Annotated in this window: 23 protein-coding genes and 1 pseudogene; 9 read left to right on the plus strand and 15 right to left on the minus strand. The window is 41.6% G+C overall.

Going from position 1 to position 23,985, the window contains the following annotated elements; genetic code table 11:
* Positions 1 to 291: 291 nt before the first annotated feature.
* Genes O2S85_RS15870 through O2S85_RS15905 form a run of 8 tightly spaced genes read right to left on the minus strand, consistent with a single transcriptional unit; the run spans position 292 to position 7,062 of the window.
* Positions 292 to 1,083: an ROK family protein gene (locus tag O2S85_RS15870; RefSeq protein ID WP_269410272.1), complete on the minus strand. Its 792-nt coding sequence runs from the start codon at positions 1,081 to 1,083 to the stop codon at positions 292 to 294.
* 3 nt (positions 1,084 to 1,086) lie between these two features.
* The gene (locus O2S85_RS15875) at positions 1,087 to 1,329 is read right to left on the minus strand and encodes a beta/alpha barrel domain-containing protein (RefSeq protein WP_269412615.1); all 243 of its coding nucleotides are present in this window, start codon (positions 1,327 to 1,329) and stop codon (positions 1,087 to 1,089) included.
* Between the two features lie 18 nt (positions 1,330 to 1,347).
* On the minus strand, positions 1,348 to 2,184 hold the full coding sequence (locus tag O2S85_RS15880; protein WP_269410273.1) for a protein phosphatase 2C domain-containing protein: 837 nt from the start codon (positions 2,182 to 2,184) through the stop codon (positions 1,348 to 1,350).
* A gap of 34 nt (positions 2,185 to 2,218) precedes the next feature.
* A complete protein-coding gene (locus O2S85_RS15885; RefSeq protein ID WP_269410274.1) occupies positions 2,219 to 3,028 on the minus strand; it encodes a MurR/RpiR family transcriptional regulator in 810 nt (269 codons plus the stop codon).
* Positions 3,029 to 3,052: 24 nt separating this feature from the next.
* Complete coding sequence (locus O2S85_RS15890) at positions 3,053 to 4,579, minus strand: DUF4127 family protein (RefSeq protein ID WP_269410275.1); 1,527 nt, start codon at positions 4,577 to 4,579, stop codon at positions 3,053 to 3,055.
* A 21-nt stretch (positions 4,580 to 4,600) separates the two neighbouring features.
* Complete coding sequence (locus tag O2S85_RS15895; RefSeq protein ID WP_269410276.1) at positions 4,601 to 5,371, minus strand: Cof-type HAD-IIB family hydrolase; 771 nt, start codon at positions 5,369 to 5,371, stop codon at positions 4,601 to 4,603.
* On the minus strand, positions 5,368 to 6,714 hold the full coding sequence (locus tag O2S85_RS15900) for a PTS sugar transporter subunit IIC (protein WP_269410277.1): 1,347 nt from the start codon (positions 6,712 to 6,714) through the stop codon (positions 5,368 to 5,370). Before O2S85_RS15900 ends, O2S85_RS15895 begins: the two co-directional genes overlap by 4 nt.
* Positions 6,715 to 6,741: 27 nt before the next feature.
* Positions 6,742 to 7,062 (minus strand): PTS sugar transporter subunit IIB, encoded by a 321-nt coding sequence (locus tag O2S85_RS15905; RefSeq protein ID WP_269410278.1) that lies wholly within the window; start codon positions 7,060 to 7,062, stop codon positions 6,742 to 6,744.
* 366 nt (positions 7,063 to 7,428) lie between these two features.
* Between O2S85_RS15905 and O2S85_RS15910 the strand changes: the two genes are divergently transcribed.
* From O2S85_RS15910 to O2S85_RS15935, 6 genes and pseudogenes are all read left to right on the plus strand, one after another.
* A complete protein-coding gene (locus tag O2S85_RS15910; protein WP_269410279.1) occupies positions 7,429 to 7,725 on the plus strand; it encodes a hydroxymethylglutaryl-coenzyme A reductase family protein in 297 nt (98 codons plus the stop codon).
* A 29-nt stretch (positions 7,726 to 7,754) separates the two neighbouring features.
* Entirely contained in the window at positions 7,755 to 7,943 is a 189-nt protein-coding gene (locus O2S85_RS15915) for a hypothetical protein (RefSeq protein ID WP_269410280.1), read from the plus strand.
* 4 nt (positions 7,944 to 7,947) lie between these two features.
* Complete coding sequence (locus O2S85_RS15920) at positions 7,948 to 8,403, plus strand: hypothetical protein (RefSeq protein WP_269410281.1); 456 nt, start codon at positions 7,948 to 7,950, stop codon at positions 8,401 to 8,403.
* Complete coding sequence (locus O2S85_RS15925) at positions 8,400 to 9,749, plus strand: tripartite tricarboxylate transporter permease (RefSeq protein WP_269410282.1); 1,350 nt, start codon at positions 8,400 to 8,402, stop codon at positions 9,747 to 9,749. The genes O2S85_RS15920 and O2S85_RS15925 overlap by 4 nt, the downstream gene beginning before the upstream one ends.
* Before the next feature lie 513 nt (positions 9,750 to 10,262).
* Positions 10,263 to 10,688 carry a Rieske (2Fe-2S) protein gene (locus tag O2S85_RS15930; RefSeq protein ID WP_269410283.1) on the plus strand — a complete coding sequence of 142 codons (426 nt, stop codon included), beginning with the start codon at positions 10,263 to 10,265 and terminating at the stop codon, positions 10,686 to 10,688.
* A gap of 87 nt (positions 10,689 to 10,775) precedes the next feature.
* A pseudogene (locus O2S85_RS15935) lies at positions 10,776 to 10,956 on the plus strand (aldehyde dehydrogenase family protein); the annotation flags it as partial.
* A gap of 163 nt (positions 10,957 to 11,119) precedes the next feature.
* Here O2S85_RS15935 and O2S85_RS15940 read toward each other — a convergent pair.
* The gene (locus O2S85_RS15940; protein ID WP_269410284.1) at positions 11,120 to 11,968 is read right to left on the minus strand and encodes a glycine betaine ABC transporter substrate-binding protein; all 849 of its coding nucleotides are present in this window, start codon (positions 11,966 to 11,968) and stop codon (positions 11,120 to 11,122) included.
* Between the two features lie 483 nt (positions 11,969 to 12,451).
* Here O2S85_RS15940 and O2S85_RS15945 point away from each other — a divergent pair, with 483 nt between their 5' ends.
* The gene (locus O2S85_RS15945; RefSeq protein ID WP_269410285.1) at positions 12,452 to 12,658 is read left to right on the plus strand and encodes a hypothetical protein; all 207 of its coding nucleotides are present in this window, start codon (positions 12,452 to 12,454) and stop codon (positions 12,656 to 12,658) included.
* A gap of 209 nt (positions 12,659 to 12,867) precedes the next feature.
* Positions 12,868 to 13,047, plus strand: a complete 180-nt coding sequence (locus tag O2S85_RS15950; RefSeq protein WP_269410286.1) for a hypothetical protein — start codon at positions 12,868 to 12,870, stop codon at positions 13,045 to 13,047.
* Positions 13,048 to 13,237: 190 nt separating this feature from the next.
* On the opposite strand, the gene O2S85_RS15955 is transcribed toward O2S85_RS15950, so the two are convergent.
* The 6 genes from O2S85_RS15955 to O2S85_RS15980 form a co-directional block, all read right to left on the minus strand.
* The gene (locus O2S85_RS15955; RefSeq protein ID WP_439649412.1) at positions 13,238 to 14,149 is read right to left on the minus strand and encodes an ABC transporter permease; all 912 of its coding nucleotides are present in this window, start codon (positions 14,147 to 14,149) and stop codon (positions 13,238 to 13,240) included.
* A gap of 12 nt (positions 14,150 to 14,161) precedes the next feature.
* On the minus strand, positions 14,162 to 15,166 hold the full coding sequence (locus tag O2S85_RS15960; RefSeq protein ID WP_269410287.1) for an ABC transporter permease: 1,005 nt from the start codon (positions 15,164 to 15,166) through the stop codon (positions 14,162 to 14,164).
* A gap of 173 nt (positions 15,167 to 15,339) precedes the next feature.
* Complete coding sequence (locus tag O2S85_RS15965) at positions 15,340 to 16,938, minus strand: ABC transporter substrate-binding protein (protein ID WP_269410288.1); 1,599 nt, start codon at positions 16,936 to 16,938, stop codon at positions 15,340 to 15,342.
* Between the two features lie 33 nt (positions 16,939 to 16,971).
* Entirely contained in the window at positions 16,972 to 17,979 is a 1,008-nt protein-coding gene (locus tag O2S85_RS15970; RefSeq protein ID WP_269410289.1) for an ABC transporter ATP-binding protein, read from the minus strand.
* Positions 17,976 to 18,965, minus strand: coding sequence for an ABC transporter ATP-binding protein (locus O2S85_RS15975; protein ID WP_269410290.1), 990 nt, complete (start codon positions 18,963 to 18,965; stop codon positions 17,976 to 17,978). The genes O2S85_RS15970 and O2S85_RS15975 overlap by 4 nt, the downstream gene beginning before the upstream one ends.
* Positions 18,966 to 19,413: 448 nt before the next feature.
* The gene (locus tag O2S85_RS15980) at positions 19,414 to 20,823 is read right to left on the minus strand and encodes an MDR family MFS transporter (RefSeq protein WP_269410291.1); all 1,410 of its coding nucleotides are present in this window, start codon (positions 20,821 to 20,823) and stop codon (positions 19,414 to 19,416) included.
* Positions 20,824 to 21,424: 601 nt separating this feature from the next.
* Here O2S85_RS15980 and O2S85_RS15985 point away from each other — a divergent pair.
* A complete protein-coding gene (locus O2S85_RS15985) occupies positions 21,425 to 23,977 on the plus strand; it encodes a PBP1A family penicillin-binding protein (protein WP_269410292.1) in 2,553 nt (850 codons plus the stop codon).
* Positions 23,978 to 23,985 lie beyond the last annotated feature (8 nt).

Here is a 23,985-nt window from a genome sequence, read left to right on the forward strand (position 1 = left end):
ACTGCGAGGATTAAAAGTTAAAACCTTCCCCATAGTTAGCACACCCTCCATAAAGTAATTTCGCATTATAATGTCACCTAACAGAATATTTCTTGCAGAGTTTTCTGCAGGGGGAGTTTTTTGAAAAGGCAAATGTCTGAGCTAAAAATATACCTTTAAGTATTTGTGTATTAACCTCCCACCTTCACTTTGATTTTATAAACTGACTGGCCGCCCCCAGAATCATTGCATCAGACCCAAGTTCTGAGATTTTAACTTCGACTCCTTGATTGATTGGCATTACCTCTTCTTTCAGTTCATTGGTAATATTAGAGGAAAGTTCCGACAATGAATAAGCAACACCACCTCAATAATCACCTTTTCTGGATTAAAAATGGTTATTAACGATTTTATAGTTACGATCAGATAATAAATATAACGATCTACCACTTTTTCCGCTTTAGGATCTCCTTGCTTAGCAAAAGAAAACACTTCAGATCCCTTTAATTCTACTCCCGACTCCTTCATATAGGCACGCTCGATTGCCTTTCCCGATAAATAAGCCTCGACACATCCGTTTCTTCCACAAGTGCAAGGAAGCCCATCCGGAACGAGTGTAAGGTGTCCAAATTCCCCCGCAGCCCCACGATGGCCTCGGTAGAGTCGACCATCGATGACAATACCACCTCCTACCCCCGTACCAAGCGCAAGACAAATCATGTTTTTTGATCCGATTGCTGCTCCAAACATTACCTCTCCCAAAGCCATAGCTTGTACATCATTCACAACCTTTACAGGGATGGACAATTTCTTTTCCATATACATTTGAATATTTAAACCTTGCCAGTTTTGAAACGTGTCCGTAGATGAAATAACACGTCCATCTTCATTTATTTGACCGGCAGAACCAATTCCAACGCCAACACATTGCTGAATTGAATCATCCATTTCTTGTATAATGTCTATAATTCTATTAAGAATAATTTCTCCTTTTTCATTAGAAAAGGTAGGGATAATCTCCTTTTTTAAGATGACTCCATCTTCTTGTATGAGGGAAATAGCACATTTTGTCCCTCCGATATCAACACCAAACATTTTATCCATTTTTTATCCCATGCCTTCCACAAATTTTTTTTGAACAATTGTGGCCTTGTAATTGCTCCCCCAACCACTACAAAAACTTCGCCAAGTTCGTCCCAATAACCTTTTGGCTTGTTCAGGTGTATCTACATTACCCTTAGCAATAATAGGTGTATTCAATTCGGTTACCAATGCCTTTACTAAATCGAAATCAGGACGTTCGCGATACCTTGTTTCATCTGTGTATCCCGAAAACGTTGTACCAAATATTAAAGAAGCCGATCTCCCTCAAAAAGATAGTAAAACAGCAGCTTTATCATCAGAATAAATCTTCTTATCCCGTTCGTCGGCAGACAGTTTGCTAACATATGCCTCCAGACCGTGCGCCGCAATTTCCCAGTACACATGACGCAGGTCTCCTTTAGGGTCAAACAAACCATCTGACATGATCAGCACATGTTTTAAATTCCTTATATCCAACATGCCATATTGAATATAATTTTTCACTTCCTTCATTCCATTTGCAACAGAGTAACCATTTGGCTTATTGGCCATATATCGATGGTAGGAAATCCTGTTTCGCTTGTCTTTAAAATAATCTTCTTTCGGAATATCAGTATCATGATAACGATCCATATGTCTTTTCAACTGTGCCCGAGCACTAATGTTTTTCACGGTATCAACAGTCAGTACATTGACGTTCCCATTCGTATCACAGGTAAGGATCATTGTGTCGCCAAGACTGGCATATAGTAAATTGCCTTCTTTGATTTGCACCGCCGACACGCATGTACACCATAGTTTATCTTTTTCGCTTTGATTGATACCATAGCTCTCCATTGTCCTGTTTAATAACTGATTGGCTTGTAATATTTCATGAGGCAAAAGAGTCACCCCTTTTAACGATTCAATGTGGTTCTTAAATAAGTTGGCGGCTAAATACGCCCCGTTATGGCCATTTTCATCTTTAAAATCGTCTATCGGGGTTGCACCATCCAATACACCATATATACCAAGGGAATCATTAATCATAAGCGCATCTTCGCATTCTTTCTTGGCAGGGCTTGTCGTTATGAAATACGCTACCTTTCTAATATTGGCATGATCCGAATAAAAAGTACCCATGTGTGTTTCCCCCGTCCCTTTGTATCTTCTCGTACTAATCAATAGATTCCGCTATTTTTTGTTTTACTTTATTAATTCGTTCATAATCCATTTCATATAAATAGTGACAAATTTGTTCAATAACATACAACTGTGACATCTCCGTTACTAAAGTACTGCCTTCTTGGGCAACCTCTTTCCCCGCTGTATAAATGTTCATATCAGCTATTTTTGTAATATCGGAACGTGCATGATTCGTGATTGCCAAGGTTGTTGCACCGCTTTGTTTAGCAGTATGCAGCCAATCAATTGTTTGTATGGTATCCCCGGTAATACTGAACGCAATTGCCATATCGTCTGCGGTCATGAGGTGAGAAGATACTAATTGGGCGTGTGGATCGGAAAACACGAAAGTCTTATAACCCAATCGCATAAACCTAATTTGGGCACCTTGGGCGGCAAGACCGGAAAAACCAATTCCAAATAAATATATTGACTGGCTGTTTACGATGGTTTGAGCCACCTGCTTTAACTTTTCAACACTTGTTAAACGCTTCGTATCATCCAGCATTTGAATAATATTTTGATACGTGTGATCTGTTTCTAATTGAACATCGTCTCTTTCCGGATGACGCAACTGTTCGGCCATATCAACTTTAAACGCATGATAACCAGTAAATCCCAACTTTTTAAAAAACCGAAATACAGTTGCTTCCCCTACCCCACATTCTTTTGCAAACTCATTCAAAGAAGTGAAAACAATTTTATTGTAATTCTCGGAAATATATGCAGCCACTTTTTTTTCACGCTTTGTTAACGAAGGGTATACACTTTTAATGTGAACTAGAAAATCTGATACATTCACCTATTCACCTTCTCCCTATTCCTGTTATTCATTTATGATGTTTAGTTCCAATCCAATCTCAAACATGCGGCTCCAGGGAGTATACACCTTTAATTCAGATATTACCATATTTCTAAAGCTCTTTTTAATCATTCCCTTATATGCTTCCATGATTTGCTGTTGAATTTCCTGCTCAACGACATGATCTTGGTCGTTTAGGTCAAAATAATTTGCGTTTAAAGCAGGTAATAATTCATCCGTAATTCTTTTCCTAACCTGGGATTGATAAAAGACATCATCTAAAATATGATAAAGTACATGCTTCTTGATTTCGGATTGATTTTGCCTGTCAAAACCAAATACACCTGCAGCAATGGACGTTCCCAGCGTGTTACAATTCGTGTTCCAACCTTTAAATGAAAGAAGGTGTTCTAAAATCTGATAATCATCCAAATACTGGGTGAGCTCTTGATCCCCACCATTTGCAAAAGCACTATCCGCGATCACGACTGGTTTCCCTGATTGTACCCATTTTTGAATTTGCTCAACAAAGAACCCTAGTTGTCTAAAACTACTATAAGTGATATCTTTTGTTGTTTGGTTTACTGCTTCCTCCATGAATTTTCCCGGCGCATTGATAGCCAGGATGAAATCTGCCGCTTCAGGCATGCTTGCTACCTCACATCCCGAAGCCAATAGGTGTGCCTTTACACTTTCATTCATTGGCCGGTCTTCATGCAGAGGAACAATAGTCGGAGCAATTGTTGAACTGTAAAAATAATAAATAGATGGCTTTCTGTCCAATAACTTGTTCAACATCCTGGTAATTAATGTACAGCCTGCTTCATCTGCACCAGGATACACCAGTACTTTTGATTGCAGGCGTTTTTCGACAATACGACTGTATACAATCTCCTGATCACTAGCCGTATAACCAAAAATGGATGAGTCATCTTGTGGTATCGACAAAAAATCAATCACCCCTTCATCCACTAATTCCAGCAAATGAAGCGTGACCCGAACGTTAAATCGGCGTCTGGATTCATAATCATTGATACATGTTTTCGGGATGTAATCATTGGCTTGGGTGAGTTCATTTGCTTCCTGTTCATCCAAACCAACACGCTGTTTTTTATCCTGTAAATAGGCCCGACGAAAAAGTTTCCTTCCATAAAGCTCATAATAGTCCGGTTCTTCGTCAGAGGTATTAAATTTTGGTGTTCGCATGATGAGACAAGATGCATAAATAGGGGTGACTTTGCTTAACGCACGCAATTGCCGAAACATAGCCATGCGTTTTTCCCGATCATTATTTGATAAATGATGTAACCGTGATGGAAGCAATCCCCCATATACAAGCGTTTCAACGGAAAGTACGATACCCTCCACCTTGCTGGCGTTTGCGAAAACAAATTCCCAGAGCCGGTCTACATCTGCAGCTTCCTTTTTATTTCCTAGTATTTCTCTTGGGGGGAAAATCAATTGTACATCATTCCGTGTATTTACTAAATGCTGGGGATATACATAATTACAAGGCCTTTCATCTAAAGGAATATATAAGATTTTTTTCAAAAAGAACACCTCGTTTTTTCATTACTTTTCCATAAAGGCATATATACAATCGTCAACAGTTGGATAAACTTCATCAGCTGCTTGTTGTACGTTTGCCTTACCAGTAGAAATAGCATAGGCATAGTCTGCTATTTCAAACATGGAAATGTCATTTTCCGAGTCACCGATGGCACAAACTTCACCTATCATTGGCAGTTTCTGCAATATCTTTTCAAGCGCTGCACCTTTGGAAACGCCCTTTGATAGAATCTCAAGCGTACTTGGACTCGTCATGATAACATCAACCATCTGACCGTAATTTGCTCGAATATATTGTGTTATATTTTCAAAGTTTCCCCCAAACGTTAACAAGATTGTCGGGAAGATAGTCTTTCCAATTTTTGCGACAAAACTTGAGTCAACAATCGATTGATCAACGAATTCACCAACTTCATCCGTTCCTCTGGGGGTGGGGAAATAACGATGATCAGCGTCGGATATTTCCACCCGAGGACTTTTTTTATTTAACATCTTCACTATTTCTATCGCTGTTATGACATCTATTTCTTGTTTCCATATGATCTCGTTGGCTTGATTTTTGATTACCGCACCATTTTGACTGATACGATATGCGCCACGAACACCTAGTTTTTCCTCTATATATACAATGTCATGATCTAATCGACCAGTGGCTATCATAAATATACCGCCACTATCGATAAAGCGTCTAACTATTTCTACTGTTTCAGGAGCCGGTTGGCCATTTTCCCTCAACAGTGTTCCATCTAAATCACAAATAATTACTTTGGTCATGGTGTTCCTCCAACTGTGTGATCATCATTGAACGATTTACTTTTTTCCAATTCCGCCATTCTATTCGTTGCCATCACGAACGGTAGATAGATAATAACGGAGATTACAATTAACAAAGCCGCAAGTACCGCAGCCCGCCAATCACCCGCAGTTGCTAAAAACGCCGAGAGAATAGGCGGTGTTGTCCACGGGATATATGCAACGGTTTTGGAAATTAGCCCTAACGATGTCGCTAAGTAAGCAATATTTAAGTTTACGATCGGTACAATAATGAGTGGAATCGCTAAAATCGGATTCAAAATAACCGGCAATCCAAACATTAGGGGTTCATTAATATTAAACAATCCTGGTACAGCAGCAAATTTAGTAACTTCACGGTAATCGCTCCGTCGGGAAGCAATAAAAATAGCAATAACCAGTCCGATCGTAAATCCTCCACCGCCCAGCATAGCAAAACTATCAATAAATGGTTTCGTTACAATATTAGGAATGTCCGTTCCTGCCTTAAGCGCATTGATATTTTCTTGAATAGCTGCTAATAGGGACGGGTCTTTGATTGGTCCGAGTACAAAAGTTCCATGTATCCCAACCGACCATAATAAATTTTGAAAGAACATAATAATGTTGATTCCAAATCTACTTTGAACAACCAAATTCAACGGGGCTTGAATAGCTCTTGTAACCATTTCCTGCAGGCCAAAACCAAATAAGGCATTCGATACAAACACCAAACACGCAAATATCGTTAACGTAAGAAAAGCTGGAATAAGCGCGCTAAATGATTTACCTACTTCAGGTGGTACCGTGTCAGGTAATTTTATTCGTAACTTTTTCTTCCTTTTTAATCGTAGGAATACTTCTGTGCCTAACAGGGCTGCGAGGATAGCAAACAATAGTCCTGTTGCTGATGTTTGATCTTGACTTAATATCCCGGTTGCTTTAACAGCTTCCTCGCTACCCTCAGGAATAATATCGATGGCATTTGGTAACATGGTTACAAGCACCGCAACAGCCATAACACCAGGAATAATTCCATCTTCATCATAACTAACAGCTAATTTGTAGGCGATTGTAAAGGCGATTAAAATGGATAAAATGCCAAGGGTTCCATTTGTTACCTGATCACCTATCGCACTATACTTGCTTAAATCAACAACATTTGCTAGCATTCCATTTTCCGGATCTAAAATAACATTGTTGATTAGTATAAAAAAGGATGCCACAATAACTAAAGGGATAATGGTAATAAACCCCTCACGAATCGCACCTAAGTGACGTTGATTGGAAAATTTAGTTGCAACGGGCATCAGCCATTTCGCTATATTATTAGCTAGATTATTCATCACGCGCTCTCTCCCTTGAAAAAGGTTCTACTTACGCTGCTCATCCACCGTTTGAATAATATCTTTTAAGATGTTGTCAGCTCGCATCATCCCATAATCCTTTTGATTAATAACGTTAACCGGGAATTTGCCATTTGCCACTTGCATCATGTCATCTTTCATAAAAGCAACTTGTGGTCCTAACAACAGCAAGTCATAATGATTCTTTTTGGCTAGCATTTTTCCTTCGTTCATAGAAACAGCCTCAATGGACAGATCAATCTGCTGTTCTTCAGCAGCTTTTTTTATTTTTTGCACCAACATGCTAGTTGACATTCCTGCACTACATGCTACTAATACGTTATACATGTTCATCCCTCCAAATGTTATATTTCAAGAATGGTTTTCTAGTTTTCTATTATTTAATATTGCTTTCTCGCAAATCTATTAACCTATTATCTGCCTCTTCTATCTTCTATCATCCCCTTTGCTTGATCAAAACAATTTTTACGTGCCCATTTCAATGCCCCCACTACCTTGCTTCTAGCATTTTCGCTATGCAATATAATATTGAAAGCGGTATCATAAATTTCCATATCATCTCGCTTTCCATTTGATTTGTCCTAACTATAGCAAAAATAATCGACTTTGTAAAATATTTTTCAATAAAATATTTTTAACGAATTATTTGCTCCAAAATATCTTGGTGGCGGGGCAAAGGACATTGAGGTTAACATGACGGAGACAACAAAAGGTACGATGCTCATCTTGCACCTTTTAGTGAATACGAAAGACGCAATGGGGGCAAATGCGGTCAATACAATGGCTGAAGCTGTTGCACCAATGGTAGAATTAATTACGGAAGGCAAGGTAAACCTGCGTATTATTTCCAATCTGGCTGATCGGCGTTTGGTAAGAGTACGGGCACGCTTTAAAAATGAAACAATTGGCGGTGGTACCAAGGCTAACCCTGTTGCCAGCCTGTCATTGAAGATAATGAATGTCCAATCCGCCGCAGACTTGCCGGGGTAATCGCTGCAACAGGATTAGCCCAGAATTTTGTGGCAATAAAAGCACTGGCAACAGATGGCATCCAAAAAGGACATATGGCATTACACGGAAGAAATTTGGCAGCTATGGCCGGCGCGAATGAGAACCTAATCGATATTATCGTAAAACGTGCTATTGAAGATGGGAATGTAAGCTATGACCATATTCTAGCAATAAAAAATGAAATACAGGAGGAGTGATAACATGAAGCAAAATAAAGATGGAGACACAACCCGAAATGGCAATACATCACAAGTTCCCGATCGCTATGTGGAGATACTCGGCGACACCGTTTTACCCGTACACGTGATTTTTTCTATTATTATCAGCGTCGTACTTGGTCTGGGCGGATTTTTAGCTGGACAGGCTGTGTTTCCAAAAATAGCTGACGAATCAATGGTTTCTTCCTATTCCCTGCTTGCAGGAATTGCCGGATGTGTTTTGGCTCTCATTCTTTCAGCCATTTTATTTAAACCAAAACGTGTATTAACGGAGACTGAAATCACAGCCGATGATGCACAAGGAATTCTAAATGACTTGCAAGTGAACTTCGAGGAAGAAATGGATGTCATTGAACATGATCCAGTAACAAGGAAGGAAATGGAGGATTTGAAAATCAAAGACATATTCATTCCCACTGACAAAGGAGGCAGCAAATGAGTACATTACTTATTTCCATTGTACTGGCAATCGTCGGTGGCGTGTTATTTACACTTATCGGCCTCATTTCCGGATCAGATGAAACGGCGACAATGGTTCCGTTCACCTTATTGGTCATCCTGCTTGGAGCACCACCTGTTGCTGTCTTTTCATTTTTTATGGCTGCTGTTATCTCTAAACACTTGTCACATGCAGCACCAACAGCACTAATGGGTATCCCCGGAGATACAATGATGGTACCCATGCTTGACTATGCAGAAACACTGAGAAAATTGGGGGTCCCACATATTGCCTTACGAAAAATGATCTCAGGTGGTATTATTGGTGCGCTGATTGCTTTTCCGGTGGCCCTTTTATTCGCTCAGTTTCTTGGACAATTCGCTGATTTTTTTGAAACATATACAGGTGTCATTTTTGCTGTTGCGGCAGTAATTATTGCATATTTTTCAAAAGGTAAGTGGGTGAGCGTTCTGCTGATCATTCCTTTTGCCTTTTTAATACAAGGATTAAATCTGGTCAGCTTTGAAGTATTGGATAAAAATCTGTCTATCAGTTTCTTTTTGGGAATTGCGATTGGACCGATGTTTTCCGATATACTTATTGCCCTGTCATCAACAGCCAGAAAAAGTGTTACCCGCGCTGAACCGCAGGACTACAATCTGGCTCCGGAAATTAAATCCTGGTCCGGCTATTTCCCGAATCCATTTCGCATTTTAACCGGTTTACAGAAAGTGGCTGGTTCCATAGCCGCATTTATCACATCATTTACTTTTACATTCAGTCCAACCGGCATGACTGCGCTTATGGGTGAATTAATTGGCTCAAAAATAAAGGGTACCTACAAAAAGGCAACAACAACCCTTTCCGTCATGAACGGTGTAACCGAATCGACCTACATAGCGGAAACGCTCATTCCGTTAATTGCCTTTGGCTTGCCCTTAAGCCCTATGGCATTAGGACCAGCCGCAGCGTTATTTAATGCACCACCGGTATTTTCGGTCGATCATAATTTGCATCATCTTATGTCAATGGGTGATTTTTTCGTTTACGGTTTGATTGGACTTATTGTTGGGGCATTCATTGCTTACCCATTTATTATGAATTTTTCACGAAAAGCAACTGTCTTTATTATGAAATATATTAGCCAGGAGGCAATCATCGGCATGTTTATTGCCATCGTTTGTGTGATTGCCTATTATGAAGGTCAAATAACAGGGCTATTAGTCACATTCACCATTGCGACGGTTGGCGGTTTACTGAACCGGATTCTGGGGGTTGGCTCAGGTGCCCAGTTCATGATTTATTACGGTTCGGGCTGGATGATGGCCGTATTGATTGGCTTGTAAAAAAGTATCGGCGACAGACACCGCGACGATAAAGATATTACGTTAAGGCACCAACGCAGGGACTGTTCTCGCACAGTTTTTTTAAAATAAAATATTGATATGAGTTATACAAAAAAGGGGGACTAACTGGTGCCCTTTTTTGTGCTTTTTTCTACAGGGCCAGGCCGATTCTTTCATTTTGGTACAAACAACCCACTATTCGACAACATATGACAAAATTCGGGAAGCGGCACCTAAAATGTTGCACTGGGCGTCACTGGACGTCACTGCGGTTCACTGAGCGAGCTAAATGCCACTCATCGACTGTAAGCGGGTTTGACGTTCCTAAACTAATTCTGATACTATCTTAATTGTTTGAAAATAATTACAAGGAGGTTTTTTTATGGATCAAAATAAAATGGCAATTGTCGATACGGATATTCACGAACGCGTTCAATACAGCGATATTGTTGATAGGCTGGATGAGCCGTTTAGACATTACATCAAAAACTGTACTGGGTGCAGGAAAAACATATGCCTTATACGCAGCCGACCGTTGCCGGAGTCGACCGGGCTGATGCAATGCTTTCCGATGGCCGGCCAGCAGGAACAGACTTAGGATTCATGCAGGAACAGCTGTTGGACGAAATCGGTCATGACATTGGTATTTTGACTGGTGCCTTAGATCCGTCCCCTTCCTCCATGCATGGGTGGTATGAAATGGCGACAGCGCTGGCATCAGCTCCACTTGATAAAGGGATAATGTACGGAGCAACGACCGCCAGTAGCAAACCAGGTGACTACGATTACTGCCATCATGGTGAAATTATCCGCTGTCCCTGGCATGGTAGAGAATTTGATATTAAAAACGACGGGCGAATGCTTGCCAATCCGGATAAAAGGATTCCGAGTTTCAACATACGAATAGAAGATGAAAATGTCATCGTCCGGATTTGGTGAAGCGCCTGTTGCCATCAGCCAGGCAAAACATTACATCAACCCCAATGCAAAGGTTCAGCCACCCCATAGCACGCGTGTATTAGGTAGCGCTTAAGGATGGGAACGGTCTGGATCAACGACTTTCACGCCCTATTTCGCTCAGGCGCCATGGGGAGGCTATAAATCATCCGGCATTGGCCGAGAATTAGGGAAACAAGGACTTGAGGAATATACGGAAGTCAAACACATCTTTGAAAATACAAACTCATCCCCGCTTAACTGGTTCTAACCGTTGTTTTAGTGAACCTCTATAGCAATTCAGCCAGCACAACATGGTCAAGGTGTGCATGCTACCAATGGATTGCCAAGAAAAACCCGTATCACAAGTAATGCTTGGGATACGAAGTTTTTATCGATTTTGTTAATAAGGCGGTTTCATATAATTTATTCGTTTACTTAGTTGGCAAGTCTTCGATACTATCAATATCCATATATTCTGGTACAACAAAACCTTGTTGAGCGCCTTCCAAATTGGGACCCAAGTCATCGTTCTCGTCTTTATATTGCTCATAATAGGAAGCAGCACCTACAGGGAGCCAGGCAATTAACATACCATCTATCTCCCCTTTGGAAAGACTTTCAAATGCGATACCCATATCAAGCGATGTCAATTTGACATTGTAGCCCAACTCTTTAAGAACAAGGGTAACTACATTCGTCGATGAAAGTTCTGTATCATAATTCGTATAGGCTAGTTCGATTGTCTCGTTATCAACAGGTTCAATGCCTTCTGTCCAGGACTCCACTTTATCTCGGTTGTTTTCGATCCATTCTTTAGCTGCTTCTTGCGGTTCAACATCATCGTCTTGTCCGAATTTCGCCATCACTTCATTCATGTCTTCCACTTCCCAATAGAAGTTGTCTAAAAACTGATAGGCTGATGGATGTTCATCCTTAAGACCTTGTCGAACCATTGTATGTATGCTTTCAGATTCACCCAGTGTTCCTTTTGGGTCCTCCAGAAATTTTAAATCATATTCGCTAAACATCCAATGTGGTTGCCAGAGTGTAACAACGATCGGTTCTTCTTTTTCAATCGCATGTTGCAATTCCTTTACCATCGCTGGTTCCGAGCTCGGAGTTAATTCCACATCCAAGTTGTACGATTCAAGTGTTTCTTTTGCGATATTCATCGTTCCTGATTCTGGCTCAATTCCAACAATTTCTTTAATATTAGTTGCCTCATTATTTCCTTCTTTTGAATTTTTATCGGCAGATCCTCCTTGACAACCCACTAGCATTAATAAAATACCTATGCTTATGAGGGCTATCCTTTTCTTTAATAATGACGTCATGATTCCTGTGAACACCCTTTCAATAATAAAAGATTTACATAACCTTCTATATACTAAATTTCATGCCAAACTTTGTTGACCGATAGTTAGTATGTTAAAGCAGAACAAGCTAAAGGGCAAAGCTCGTTACAGCCCTTCTCAGCCGATTACGCTGGCTCTATGTTATTCAGTGAGGCCCAGCAACACTTTTTGTCGATATTTCATCCATGTTTGAATATTTGTGATAATATCAGCTAAAAAATGATCTTGTGAGCAAACAATTCAAAAGTAGGAAAGATTGTGTTAAATTAATTAAAAAGGGTGTTTATCCTTCCGTGACTACCTTTATCGTAGTCTACCCTCTATTTTTTAAATCATTTTTAGATAATACAGAGAATCAACGCAAGTCATGTCCTCAACCTACTTCCAGAAAAGAAAGGGGTATTTGGGATGGATTTCTTTAAATTTCGTTATTATATCGAGGTTTTAGCAATTGCACTGGGAATCACGTTTTTGATTTGCGAGCTTCCATTACAGGCATTTGTCGAAAAAGAAGTAAGCATGATATCTTTCGCTTGTAATACTATACTTTGGTACACGATTATTTTTCATAATGCGACGTTTCATTTCTTGATGGATAAATGGTTCAAACGTTGATTAGGGTTTTCAAAATTGAGAGTATCATCCAAGCATGACATTAACATAAGAGGGAAATAAGCTCATGTTCCAAGGCCCATTTTAAAACGATATTCCAGTAACCCACGTCCGCACGTCCTATATTAAGAACAAATTTTGTTGTATATATCACAGTTTTTTTATAGTGCCTTACTCTTTTTAAAAGGCCGGCCTATTCTGTATTCGACAACATGTGGAAAAATCCAGGAATTGGCAGTACGCCTTTAACCAACGCAGTTAATAAACCCAATACCAATTTATTAATTAAACAGACAGGCGGCAAAAGAAAGAATGCGTTACTAATTTGGACCTTAGCTGGTTACAGTAAAGAACGATTTAACAATGATTTGTGGCCTAAAGATGAAGCATGAGAAAGCGACACAGGAGTTCAGTTTCTGTGTCGCTTTGCCGCTTCATTCAGCTCCCAGCCATCCTACATAACCGATGAACATCTAAGGAGAAATATAACTTAAACCTTCATTCAAGCTTTTTTTGACCTACGCAAAAACCCATTTTTATTCAACAACATACGACATCATTCGGAAAGTGACAAGCACCATATCACGTCTTCATTTTCGGATCCAGCGCATCACGCAGTCCATCGCCCACTAAATTAAACCCAAGAACAGTCAACATGATACAAATCCCTGGAAAGATAACCGTCCACGGAGCCTCTTGAATCAGATTTCTGGAATCAGCAAGCATTCTTCCCCATTCCGGATCTGGTGGCTGTGCCCCAAGTCCAAGAAATCCGAGTGCTGCTGCATCCAAAATCGCCGTTGCAATACTCAAAGTTCCCTGTACGATTATCGGAGCGAGACTGTTTGGCAAAATATGATGAAACAAAATACGGGAATCCCGCATCCCGATCGATCGGGCCGCTTCGACATATTCTTCCTCTTTTAGGCTAAGGACGGTGGAGCGGATCAACCTTCCAAAAATCGGGACGTTGACGAGGGCAATGGCGATCAAAGCGTTTTGCAGCGACGGCCCTAACATCGCAACAATGGCAATAGCCAATAAAATACTTGGGAAAGCGAGCATAATATCAAAAATCCGTGAAATAAGAATATCCAGCCAGCGCCCGTAATACCCTGCAAGAATTCCTAAAATCACGCCGACAATCACCGACCCGACAACAGAAGAAAAACCAACCCATAGGGACAGTCGTGCGCCGTACATCACTCGACTCAAAATGTCACGTCCAAACTCATCTGTTCCCAGCCAGTACGCTCCGGATGGTGAATGCAACAATTCTTCAGGCTGGTTTACTTTCTGGTCATCGATTCCCTCTGGTGCAAGCATTCCAGCAAACAAAGCCAGTAATATAAAGAAAGCCAGGATACCAGCACCAACAAGGGCCAATTTATTTTTGCGAAAGACACGCCAAATGTCGTTGATAGGAGAGGAAATCTTGTCCGTTTCCTTTGTCTGAACTGGAGCATTCCCCGGTTCTGTTTGCATCTGTCCCATCTTTTCCCTCCTCTAACGATATTTAATTCTTGGATCAAATACGGCATATAAGAGATCCACAATCAAGTTGATTAAAACAAAGATCGTTGCGATAACTAAAATACCGGACTGGACAACCGGATAATCCCTGGATTGAATGGCATCATAGATATAACGGCCAATCCCGGGCCATCCGAAAATGGTCTCTGTTAGAATGGCACCGCCCAAAAGCAATCCGGATTGAATCCCAATAACAGTTAAAACAGGAATGAATGCGTTCTTAAAGGCATGCTTGTAAACGACCCAGAACATTTTTTGACCTTTCGCACGTGCAGTACGTATATAATCGGAGCCCATGACACCAAGCATGCTTGACCGCGTCATCCTTGCAATCATCGCCATTGGAATCGTACCGAGTGCAATCGCAGGTAATAAAAGATGCTTGACAGCGGCCATGAATTGACTGAAATTGCCGTGTATTAACGTATCAATCAGGAAAAAGTTCGTAATTGCATCAATCGGATTTCGAATATCTTCCCGGCCGTTAGTTGGAAGCCATCCCAAATCGACAGCAAATTGATACTGTAACATTAACCCTAGCCAGAAAATCGGCATCGATATCCCTACTAACGCTAACACCATGATGACGTAATCGAACCAGGAGTTGCGAAACCAGGCACTGATGACGCCTGCATTCAAGCCGATGACAATTGCAATAATCATCGCGACAATCGTCAGTTCTGCAGTAGCGGCCAACGCCGTCCAAATTTCCTCATTGATTGGCGTTCCTGTGCGAATGGAAGTGCCAAGATCGCCTGTCAACAAGTCTTTTATGTACGTACCATACTGAACAAAAAAAGGATTATCCAGTCCTAAACTCTCTCGCAAGTTGGCAATGGCTTCAGGAGATGCTTTCGTGCCCAGAATAGTTTGGGCTGGGTCGCCAGGAATTGCTCGAACAATCGAAAAGACAATAATGGACATCCCAAACAAAACTGGAATGAGCATCAAAAACCGGCGAATCGTATAAGACATCATGATGAACCCACCCCTTTCTTTTGAAAAACCAGGGGGAGCAGTTCCCCCCAGCTAACTTTAATGATGTAAAAATTCAACTTGTTCAGCTTACGTCAACGACAGTCATCACCGGCTCCCGGGAATAGTAACAAACTTCACATTCCCCCGCTAAACGAGCACCTCCAGCTTTTTTCTTATTTAAAGCTGACTTCATCGAACGGTTCACTTCCGGTCGGGTTTGGCTGATAATCTTGCATATCCGCATTCCCGGCCAAAGGTTCCTCCGCATAGACCAATGGAATCCATGGAGCCTCTTCGTGTATAATCTCTTGTGCCTCCTTGTAAAGATCCATCCGTTTATCATCATCCGGTTCTGTCTGCGCGTCCTTCAATAACTTATGCACGTCCTTGTTGGCATAGCGTGACATGTTGTTGCTTCCAATACTATCTTCATCAAGCAACGAATAAAGGAAGTTGTCAGCATCTCCATTATCTCCGGTCCAACCCATCAGGAAAGCTGGACTTTCGCCGTCGGTCAGTTTTTCAATATAAGTGGACCATTCCATTGTTTTGATTTTTACATCGACACCCGCTTTACCAAAGGAGGATTGAATCGCTTCGGCAATCTTTTCTGGCTGCGGCAGATATGGCCTCGGGTTGGTCATGGTCCATAATTCCATTTCAAATCCATCTGGATAACCGGCATCTGCCAATTTCTCTTTTGCTTTGTCCGGGTCAAATTCGTAAGGTTCAATGTCATCATTAAACCCATCAATCGTTGGTGGCATTGGATTTTTTGCGGACTCCCCATTACCAGCGTAGAAAGCATCCACCAACGCATCTTTATCAACAGCATAACTCAACGCTTCACGTACGGCTTTATCATCAAACGGCTCCTCTTCTACATTAAAGCCGAGATAGCCCAGATTTAAAGGTGGGCGGTTCCAAATCGTGAGTGCATCATTCTTTTCAATGGACGCTACATCAGATGGGTTGACGCCATCCATTAGATCGATTTCGCCATTTTTCAGTGCGTTTAACCGAGAAGCATTATCCGGAATCACCTGGAAAATAACTTGATTGAGCTTCGGTTTTCCCTCGTTCCAGTAATCCTCGTTTTTCTTCAGTACAATCTTGCTGTTTTTCTCCCAACTATCAAATGCAAACGGTCCGGTTCCAACCGGTTCTTTCTCAAAATTGCCGTTTTCCAAAGCATCAGGACTACCAATCGCAAATGGTGTCATCGCCAGGTTTTTCAAAAACGGAGCAAAAGGCGTTTTTAAGTGTATTTCCACCGTATGATCATCCACCGCTTCCACATCCTTGATCACACTATCGTCGCCAAAACCGCCAAACATGGAAGGATAGTAGGCAAAGTTATCCTCGCTGCTTCCGTTTTGCCAGCGTTCAAAGTTGTAAACGACCGCATCGGCATTAAAATCAGTTCCGTCTTGAAATTTCACGTCTTCACGTAATTGAAAAACGTATGTCTTGCCATCATCTTTTTGTTCCCAGTCAGTCGCGAGTCCCGGTTCCAGATCGGTCGTACCCGGTTTAAAATTAACCAGCGTCTCCATGACCTGTTGCGTTACCTTCAGCGACTCACCGTCCGTTACCCTTGCCGGATCAAGCCGTGTAGCATCGGCACCACGTCCGTAGATCAACGTATCTTGTGTACTATCCCCGCCGGAATTTCCGGAACTTCCACTGCTATCGGAATCCGAAGAACAACCGACAAGGGCAATAGACACCATAACAATGGCTCCAATAAAAAATAATAACGACTTTTTCATGTTTCCCCCTCCATCATTTTGTTTTATCTATATTCACTTGCTATCCGCTAAAACGGGACTTTCTTTTCCTTCCCCTGTATAGAGATGGCAAGCAACATAGTGATTGGTTTCGTTCTCCCCGAATACAGGGCGAACCGATTTGCAAATATCCATCGCCAGCGGGCATCTTGTATGAAAGGCACAACCTGCAGGCGGATTAGCCGGGTTCGGGACATCCCCCTCCAGAATGGTTCTGTTTGATTCGTAATCAGGATCGGGGATCGGCACAGCTGACAACAAGGCCTGTGTATACGGATGTTTCGGATTTTCATACAGTTCGGTGCTATCCGCTAATTCCACGAGACGCCCAAGATACATCACCCCGACACGATCGCTGATTTGCCGGACAACACTGAGGTCATGGGCAATAAACACATATGTCAAGTCAAAATCTTCCTGCAAATCTTTCAACAAATTCAATACTTGTGACTGAATGGAAACATCAAGTGCAGACACAGGTTCATCAGCGACAATCAATTTTGGCTGCACCGCCAAAGCCCTGGCAATTCCCACCCGTTGCCGCTGTCCCCCACTAAACTGATGGGGATAGCGTTTTTCGTGATAACTGCTTAAACCAACCGTCTCCAATAGTTCACGCACCTTTTTCTTTCGTTCCTTTGCATCGCCCATCCCATGTACTTTCAACGGCTCCTCGATAATTTTTCCAACCGTATGGCGTGGATTAAGCGATGCATACGGATCCTGAAACACCATTTGCATATCCCGGCGAAACTTGCGCATTTCCCCTTTGGAAACATCTGTTAATGTTCGATCTTCAAATTTCACAGATCCCTCACTAGGCTCAATCAAGCGCAGCAACATCCGTCCTGTCGTTGATTTGCCGCAACCCGATTCCCCGACCAAACCAAGTGTTTCACCTTTCTTCAGGGAAAAAGAAACCCCGTCAACCGCCTTGACTTCTCCAATTTTTCGTCCAAACACACCACCCGTGATCGGAAAATATTTTTTCAGATTATGTACTTCCAATAATGTCTCGCTCATGTTGTGACCTCCTGCTTATGTTTCTCATGAAGAAAACAACGCACCTGATGACCATCTTCTGTTTCCAGCAACTCTGGATTCTCATCCGTGCAGCGGTCAAATGCGTATCGACATCTCGGGGCGAAGAGACATCCATGTTGTACCGACCCTGGTTTTGGCACATTTCCTGGAATCGAATAAAGCCGTTCCTTTTTGACATACATATTGGGCACCGACTGAATCAGCCCCTCTGTATAGGGATGTTGCGGGTTTTTAAAAATAGTACGCACATTACCTTCTTCCACTACTTTACCTGCATACATGACAACGATGCGGTCACACACATCGGCAACAACGCCAAGATCGTGTGTGATTAATAGAATGGATGTGTTTGAATCCTCATTCAATCGCTTCATTAAATCGAGGATTTGTGCTTGAATGGTGACATCCAGTGCCGTCGTTGGTTCATCTGCAATCAGTAACTCCGGTTCACATGCCATGGCCATGGCAATCATGACACGCTGACGCATCCCCCCTGAAAGTTGATGCGGATATTCCTTCATAAGCTGTTTTGCTCTTGGCATGCCAACTTTCTCCAACATTTGCACCGCCCGACTTGCTGCTTCCTTCTTGGAAAGTTGTTTATGCAGCTGGATGCCTTCGATCAGCTGCGAACCAATTGTAAACACCGGGTTCAACGATGTCATCGGCTCTTGAAATATCATTGCGATTTCATTGCCGCGAATCTGCCGCATCCGCCGTTCCGTAGCCTTGGTTAGTTCCTCGTTCTTAAAGCGAATGTCCCCCGCTATGATTTTTCCCGGTGGAGGCACAAGACCCATGACAGACAACGAAGTAACACTCTTTCCACAACCCGATTCGCCAACCACGCCCAGAATTTCTCCTGGTTTAATAGAAAAATTTACATCAGCGACCGCGGGAACTTCGCCATCGTCTGTAAAAAAGGAAGTCTTTAATCCGCTAATTTCTAAAATAGGCTGTGACACCTTATCACTCCTTTTAAGCCATCCTATTTTGGGAACTTAGATTTATATATAGGTATGGTTTCTATCCATTGATCAGCTTCTTATAAATAGCCAATTTTCGTAAATTTATTTTTATACAGGATGATTTTACCTGACAATAACGTGCCATGTTATGGAAAACCTTCATATCGGGATGATAACGGTTCCAATTTTTGTTTCTAAACGAAAAACCGTGTTACCTTTAGCCATGGTGAAAGCCATCATATCTTGTCCATGCAAGTGGAGATTTTTATACACTTATCATTACATTATTTTTCATTTTTTTCAAGTGATTTGTACAATTTCCTTTCTTACCATTATTGAGAGCGAATCCATTCCCAATAAATCCTCCCTTTAAGGCATCCAACCCTTCATTCATCATATGTTTTACTACCCGGCCAACCGCCCACAATATACCTTGTTTGCTATGTCATGAACCACCTTCCGAATGCTGCCTTTTTCTTTGTAAAAACAAGGAGAGCACAAGTCCCGTAATGGCAAACAAAAATGCAACGAAAAAGGCCGTTTTCACTCCTGTCAGATATTTAATCGGTTGGATCGTTTCTGTTCCGGCATTCACTTTGCTGATAAAGGAGATAATGAACGTTAATCCAAGCGACCCACCAAATTGACGCGCCGTATTGATTACTGCCGTCCCATGTGGAATCAACGTATCAGGCAAAGCATTGATACCAGACGTCATGATTGGCATATTAATCAATGCCACACCAGCCATGGAAACCATGAATAAAACCATCGTCATCATGAACGGCGTATCGATATCCAGCATAAAATGAAAACCAAGTGAACTTAAACAGAGCAACACAAAGCCAATAATCGCAATGATTTTGCCGCCGTATTTATCGAACAATCTACCCGCGAAAAGAGACATGACGGCGAGTGTCAAGGCACCCGGCATCACAATCAAACCACCGTGATACGCCGAAAATCCTTGCGCGTTCTGCACATACATCGGCAGCATCGTCTCAGTTGATACCAGCAAACTGAACGAAAGGATCGAAATAAACGTAACCAGTGTAAAAACAGGAACCTTTAACACACGGAGTTCTAAAATCGGCATCTGCAGCCGCAATTGTCGAACTGCAAATAAACCCAATGCTAAAGCGCCTGCAAGCATGCTACCAATAGTTGCCGGGTCATTCCATCCACCCTCCTGCAGCTTATTGAAGCCATAAAGCATGCCACCAAAACCAACCGTTGAGAATATAATGGATAAGCTATCAATTTCTGTTTTTCGTTGCTCAGTAACGTTGCGCATAAACAAGAAAATCAATATCAGAATGCACGCCGCAATCGGTAAGGTTAAATAAAACAACGCACGCCATTCGAAATACTTAATTAAAATGCCTGATATAGGAGGGCCAACTGCAGGCGCAACGTTAATGACCATTCCGGCCAATCCCATCGCAAATCCTCTTTTTTCCTTTGGGTAAAGCAGAAACAATACCGTTTGCATCAACGGGATCATAACCCCGGACCCCATTCCTTGAATAATACGCCCCGCAATCAAAACGGGAAACGAAGGTGCAAATAACCCAACTACTGTTCCTATTAAAAACAAAGACATCGCGCTCATCATTAATGTCCTTGTTTGAAATTTATCGATAAAATAAGCCGTTATCGGAATGAGAATAGCAACGGTTAACATAAAGCTGGTTGTCAGCCATTGCACTTCTGTTGAGTTAACGGCAAACTCCTTCATGATTTTTGGAAAAGCTGTAATAAGCAAAAACTGCGTCAGAACAGACAAAAAAGATGCGGATAAGGTAATCGCAACAATTAAAAGCCTATGTGAATGCAATAGATTGATCGATGCCATATCATCATCTTTCCTTTCACGCTTAAACCCTCACGATCTAAACACCATCCTACACGCAATATGATATTTCTTCAATCGAGTAACCATTACCGGGTTTTTTATTAAATGCGAAAATCACACGCCTATTTAAAAAACACCTACACGAGAGGGTGAAGAGGAACCCCAGCCTAGTGTAGATGTTCTTCTATTAGAAAAGGGTGATGATTAAATAACGCTCACAAACTTATAAACTTATAGTAATCAATAAGCTATAATTAGCATAGTATATACCGTTAACTCGATTACCCCAAAACAAAAATGTCACAACCCAGATTAAAATACGTTAAAATTGATAAAAAACGGGGAATTAGTAGAATAAGTATATGGTTACATCGCAAAAGTAATAGCTCACTATATACAATCAATAAAAAAGAGAGCAGAATCTGATATTTTAATAAGCAAAATGATGAAAGAACCAGACATATTAATAAAGATGTAGGTACAAATTTGTTATATCTATTCTGTTTTTCCACAATATCCATTCTACATATACCCTGTAGATGTTTTTATTTAACAGAAAGAAGTATCTAATAGATTACTAGATAAGCTAGGAGTGCTGCATATGTCCAACGAATACACTTCAAGACAAGAACGACGGCGACAACAGAAACAGAAGAAAACACGATCACACGGACGAAAAAGAAGCTTGTGGAAAAAGATTCTGCTCGGTCTCTGTGCGGCTTTTCTACTCGCGGTGATCGCATGCGGCATCACGATCGCTGTCATGATCCATGATGCGCCAACATTGAAGGCAAGTGACCTGCAAACGCCTCAGTCCACACGGATATATGATCAGGATGGAAAACTTGTCAGTACCGTGTTTCATGAGGAAAATCGAGTCAAAATACATATTGACGATGTTCCGGAAACAGTAAAAGACGCTGTCATTTCTATAGAAGACAAAAGGTTCCGCGATCATCATGGTATTGATTTCCATCGCTTGTTTGGGGCGGTCTTCGCCAATGTCAAAAACGGCTGGGGTGCAGAAGGCGGTTCGACCATTACACAACAAGTGATCAAACGGAGTGTGCTAACCCCGGAGAAAACACTGAAACGAAAAGTGCAAGAAGCATGGCTTTCTTTAAAATTGGAAAGGAAATACTCAAAAGATGAAATTCTCGAGATGTATTTAAATAATGTCTATTTCGGACACAGAGCGTATGGCATCAAAACGGCCTCAAAAACGTATTTTGGCGAGAACAATCTTTCCAAATTAAATATATCGCAGGCTGCCTTGCTTGCCGGTCTGCCAAATGCACCAAGCGCTGACGACCCTTTCAAGCATCCTGAACGGGCACAAAAACGCCGCGACCAAGTGCTGTCGGCAATGGAAAGCAATCACGTTATTTCCAAACAACAAGCTGATAAGGCCAAAGCCAAACCGATTTCCGAAATTATTAGGAAAGAAGAAAAAAAGCAGGAGAATAATGATGACCCTTATAATGCTTTTATCGATACGGTCTATGAACAAATGGTCAATCAGAAAAAGGTCGTCTCTGAAAAAGATTTCTACCAGGGCGGTTTGAAAATCTATACGACTCTTGATTCGAAAGCACAAAAAGCAGTTTACGATTTGATTCACTCGAAGGATATCCCTTATCCGGATAAACATTTCGAAACAGGAATCACACTTGTTGATACAAAAACGGGTGCTATCAAAGCAGTCGGAGGTGGGCGTCATTTCAAGGCGGTCGGATATACCAATTACGGCACCAATGTCCAAAATCAACCAGGTTCAACCATTAAGCCCATTTTGGATTATGCTCCAGCGATCGAACATTTGAATTGGCCCACATCGCACACACTGAGTGACGAGCCGTATCAGTACAGCGACGGAACACCAATCAATGAATGGGATAACAAATACTGGGGTGATATCTCGATGCGACGGGCTTTGGAATGGTCGCGAAACATACCCGCCCTAAAAGCGTTTCAGGCTGTAGGACAAGACAAAGCGCAAAAGTTTGCCAAAGGACTGGGTATCAAAATTGATCCGATCTTTGAATCAGCTTCGATCGGTGGTTTTGATGGTGTTTCTCCCTTACAAATGGCAGGGGCTTATGCAGCATTTGGTAATGGCGGTAAGTATCATGAACCATCCACGGTTAAAAAAATAGTTTTCCCGGACGGAAAGAAATGGAAGCCAAAATCAAAGCCAAAGAATGCCATGCATGATTATACTGCTTATATGATCACCGATATGCTCAAGACTGTCGTTGCAAGCGGAACTGGGACACAAGCAAACATTCCTGGGATACCTGTGGCGGGGAAAACCGGAACAACCAATATTCCGAACGATATCAAAGATCAATACGGCCTGGGAGATGGTGTGCTTGATTCGTGGTTTGTTGGATATACACCTCAATATTCCCTTGCAGTTTGGACCGGTTACCCATCGTTAAAAAATAAAGACGGCGATGTACAATATATCCGATATGACGGCTCACAGAATATTGCCATGCAGCTCTTCCAAACACTAATGTCCGAGATTTCGGATCCGAATATGGACGATTTCAAAAAACCGGATTCGGTGGTCTCCAGCGGTTCGGAACTGTATGTACGTGGTGCACAATATCAACCGAGCGAGGAACAAGCGGATCAAGGAACAAACGAGGAAAACCAAAATCAGGAAGAGCAACAAGAAACCACCGAACAACCTAATCAAGAAGAAAACACGGAAAATCAAGAACAAGAGGAAGAACAGGAGGAAGAACAGGACAAGGAAGAGGAACAAGCTAATCAAGAAGAAGACAAGGACAGCCAGGAACAAGAAGACGAACAGGACAAGGAACAACCGGATCAAGAAGAAGACAAGGACAATCAAGAACAAGAGGATAAACAAGACAAGGAAGAGGCAGATAAAGGAGAAGACAAAGAAGACAAACAGCAAGAAGACGAACAAGATAAGGAAAAGGCTAATCAAGAAGAAAACAAGGCTAATCAAGAAGAAGACAAGGACAACCAAAAACAAGAAGATCAACAAAAGAATAAAGAGGATGATCACAGCAGCGAAGATAATAACGACAACGAGCATAATAACAAAGATAAGAAAAAGGATAATGACAGTGAAAGCGATAATGAAAACAATAACTCCGAGGAAAATGACAGCAGTTGATCACTGCC

The sequence above is a fragment of the Lentibacillus daqui genome, assembly GCF_027186265.1.
GTDB classification, from domain to species: Bacteria; Bacillota; Bacilli; order Bacillales; family Amphibacillaceae; genus Lentibacillus_C; species Lentibacillus_C daqui.

Coding starts and splice junctions, on each gene's coding strand:
- O2S85_RS15870 (WP_269410272.1), bottom strand. CDS start 1,083: ATGGATAAAATGTTTGGTGTTGATATCGGAGGGACAAAATGTGCTATT.
- O2S85_RS15880 (WP_269410273.1), bottom strand. CDS start 2,184: ATGGGTACTTTTTATTCGGATCATGCCAATATTAGAAAGGTAGCGTAT.
- O2S85_RS15895 (WP_269410276.1), bottom strand. CDS start 5,371: ATGACCAAAGTAATTATTTGTGATTTAGATGGAACACTGTTGAGGGAA.
- O2S85_RS15900 (WP_269410277.1), bottom strand. CDS start 6,714: ATGAATAATCTAGCTAATAATATAGCGAAATGGCTGATGCCCGTTGCA.
- O2S85_RS15905 (WP_269410278.1), bottom strand. CDS start 7,062: ATGTATAACGTATTAGTAGCATGTAGTGCAGGAATGTCAACTAGCATG.
- O2S85_RS15910 (WP_269410279.1), top strand. CDS start 7,429: ATGACGGAGACAACAAAAGGTACGATGCTCATCTTGCACCTTTTAGTG.
- O2S85_RS15920 (WP_269410281.1), top strand. CDS start 7,948: ATGAAGCAAAATAAAGATGGAGACACAACCCGAAATGGCAATACATCA.
- O2S85_RS15925 (WP_269410282.1), top strand. CDS start 8,400: ATGAGTACATTACTTATTTCCATTGTACTGGCAATCGTCGGTGGCGTG.
- O2S85_RS15930 (WP_269410283.1), top strand. CDS start 10,263: ATGCCTTATACGCAGCCGACCGTTGCCGGAGTCGACCGGGCTGATGCA.
- O2S85_RS15940 (WP_269410284.1), bottom strand. CDS start 11,968: ATGCTAGTGGGTTGTCAAGGAGGATCTGCCGATAAAAATTCAAAAGAA.
- O2S85_RS15945 (WP_269410285.1), top strand. CDS start 12,452: ATGGATTTCTTTAAATTTCGTTATTATATCGAGGTTTTAGCAATTGCA.
- O2S85_RS15950 (WP_269410286.1), top strand. CDS start 12,868: ATGTGGAAAAATCCAGGAATTGGCAGTACGCCTTTAACCAACGCAGTT.
- O2S85_RS15955 (WP_439649412.1), bottom strand. CDS start 14,149: ATGGGACAGATGCAAACAGAACCGGGGAATGCTCCAGTTCAGACAAAG.
- O2S85_RS15960 (WP_269410287.1), bottom strand. CDS start 15,166: ATGATGTCTTATACGATTCGCCGGTTTTTGATGCTCATTCCAGTTTTG.
- O2S85_RS15965 (WP_269410288.1), bottom strand. CDS start 16,938: ATGAAAAAGTCGTTATTATTTTTTATTGGAGCCATTGTTATGGTGTCT.
- O2S85_RS15970 (WP_269410289.1), bottom strand. CDS start 17,979: ATGAGCGAGACATTATTGGAAGTACATAATCTGAAAAAATATTTTCCG.
- O2S85_RS15980 (WP_269410291.1), bottom strand. CDS start 20,823: ATGGCATCGATCAATCTATTGCATTCACATAGGCTTTTAATTGTTGCG.
- O2S85_RS15985 (WP_269410292.1), top strand. CDS start 21,425: ATGTCCAACGAATACACTTCAAGACAAGAACGACGGCGACAACAGAAA.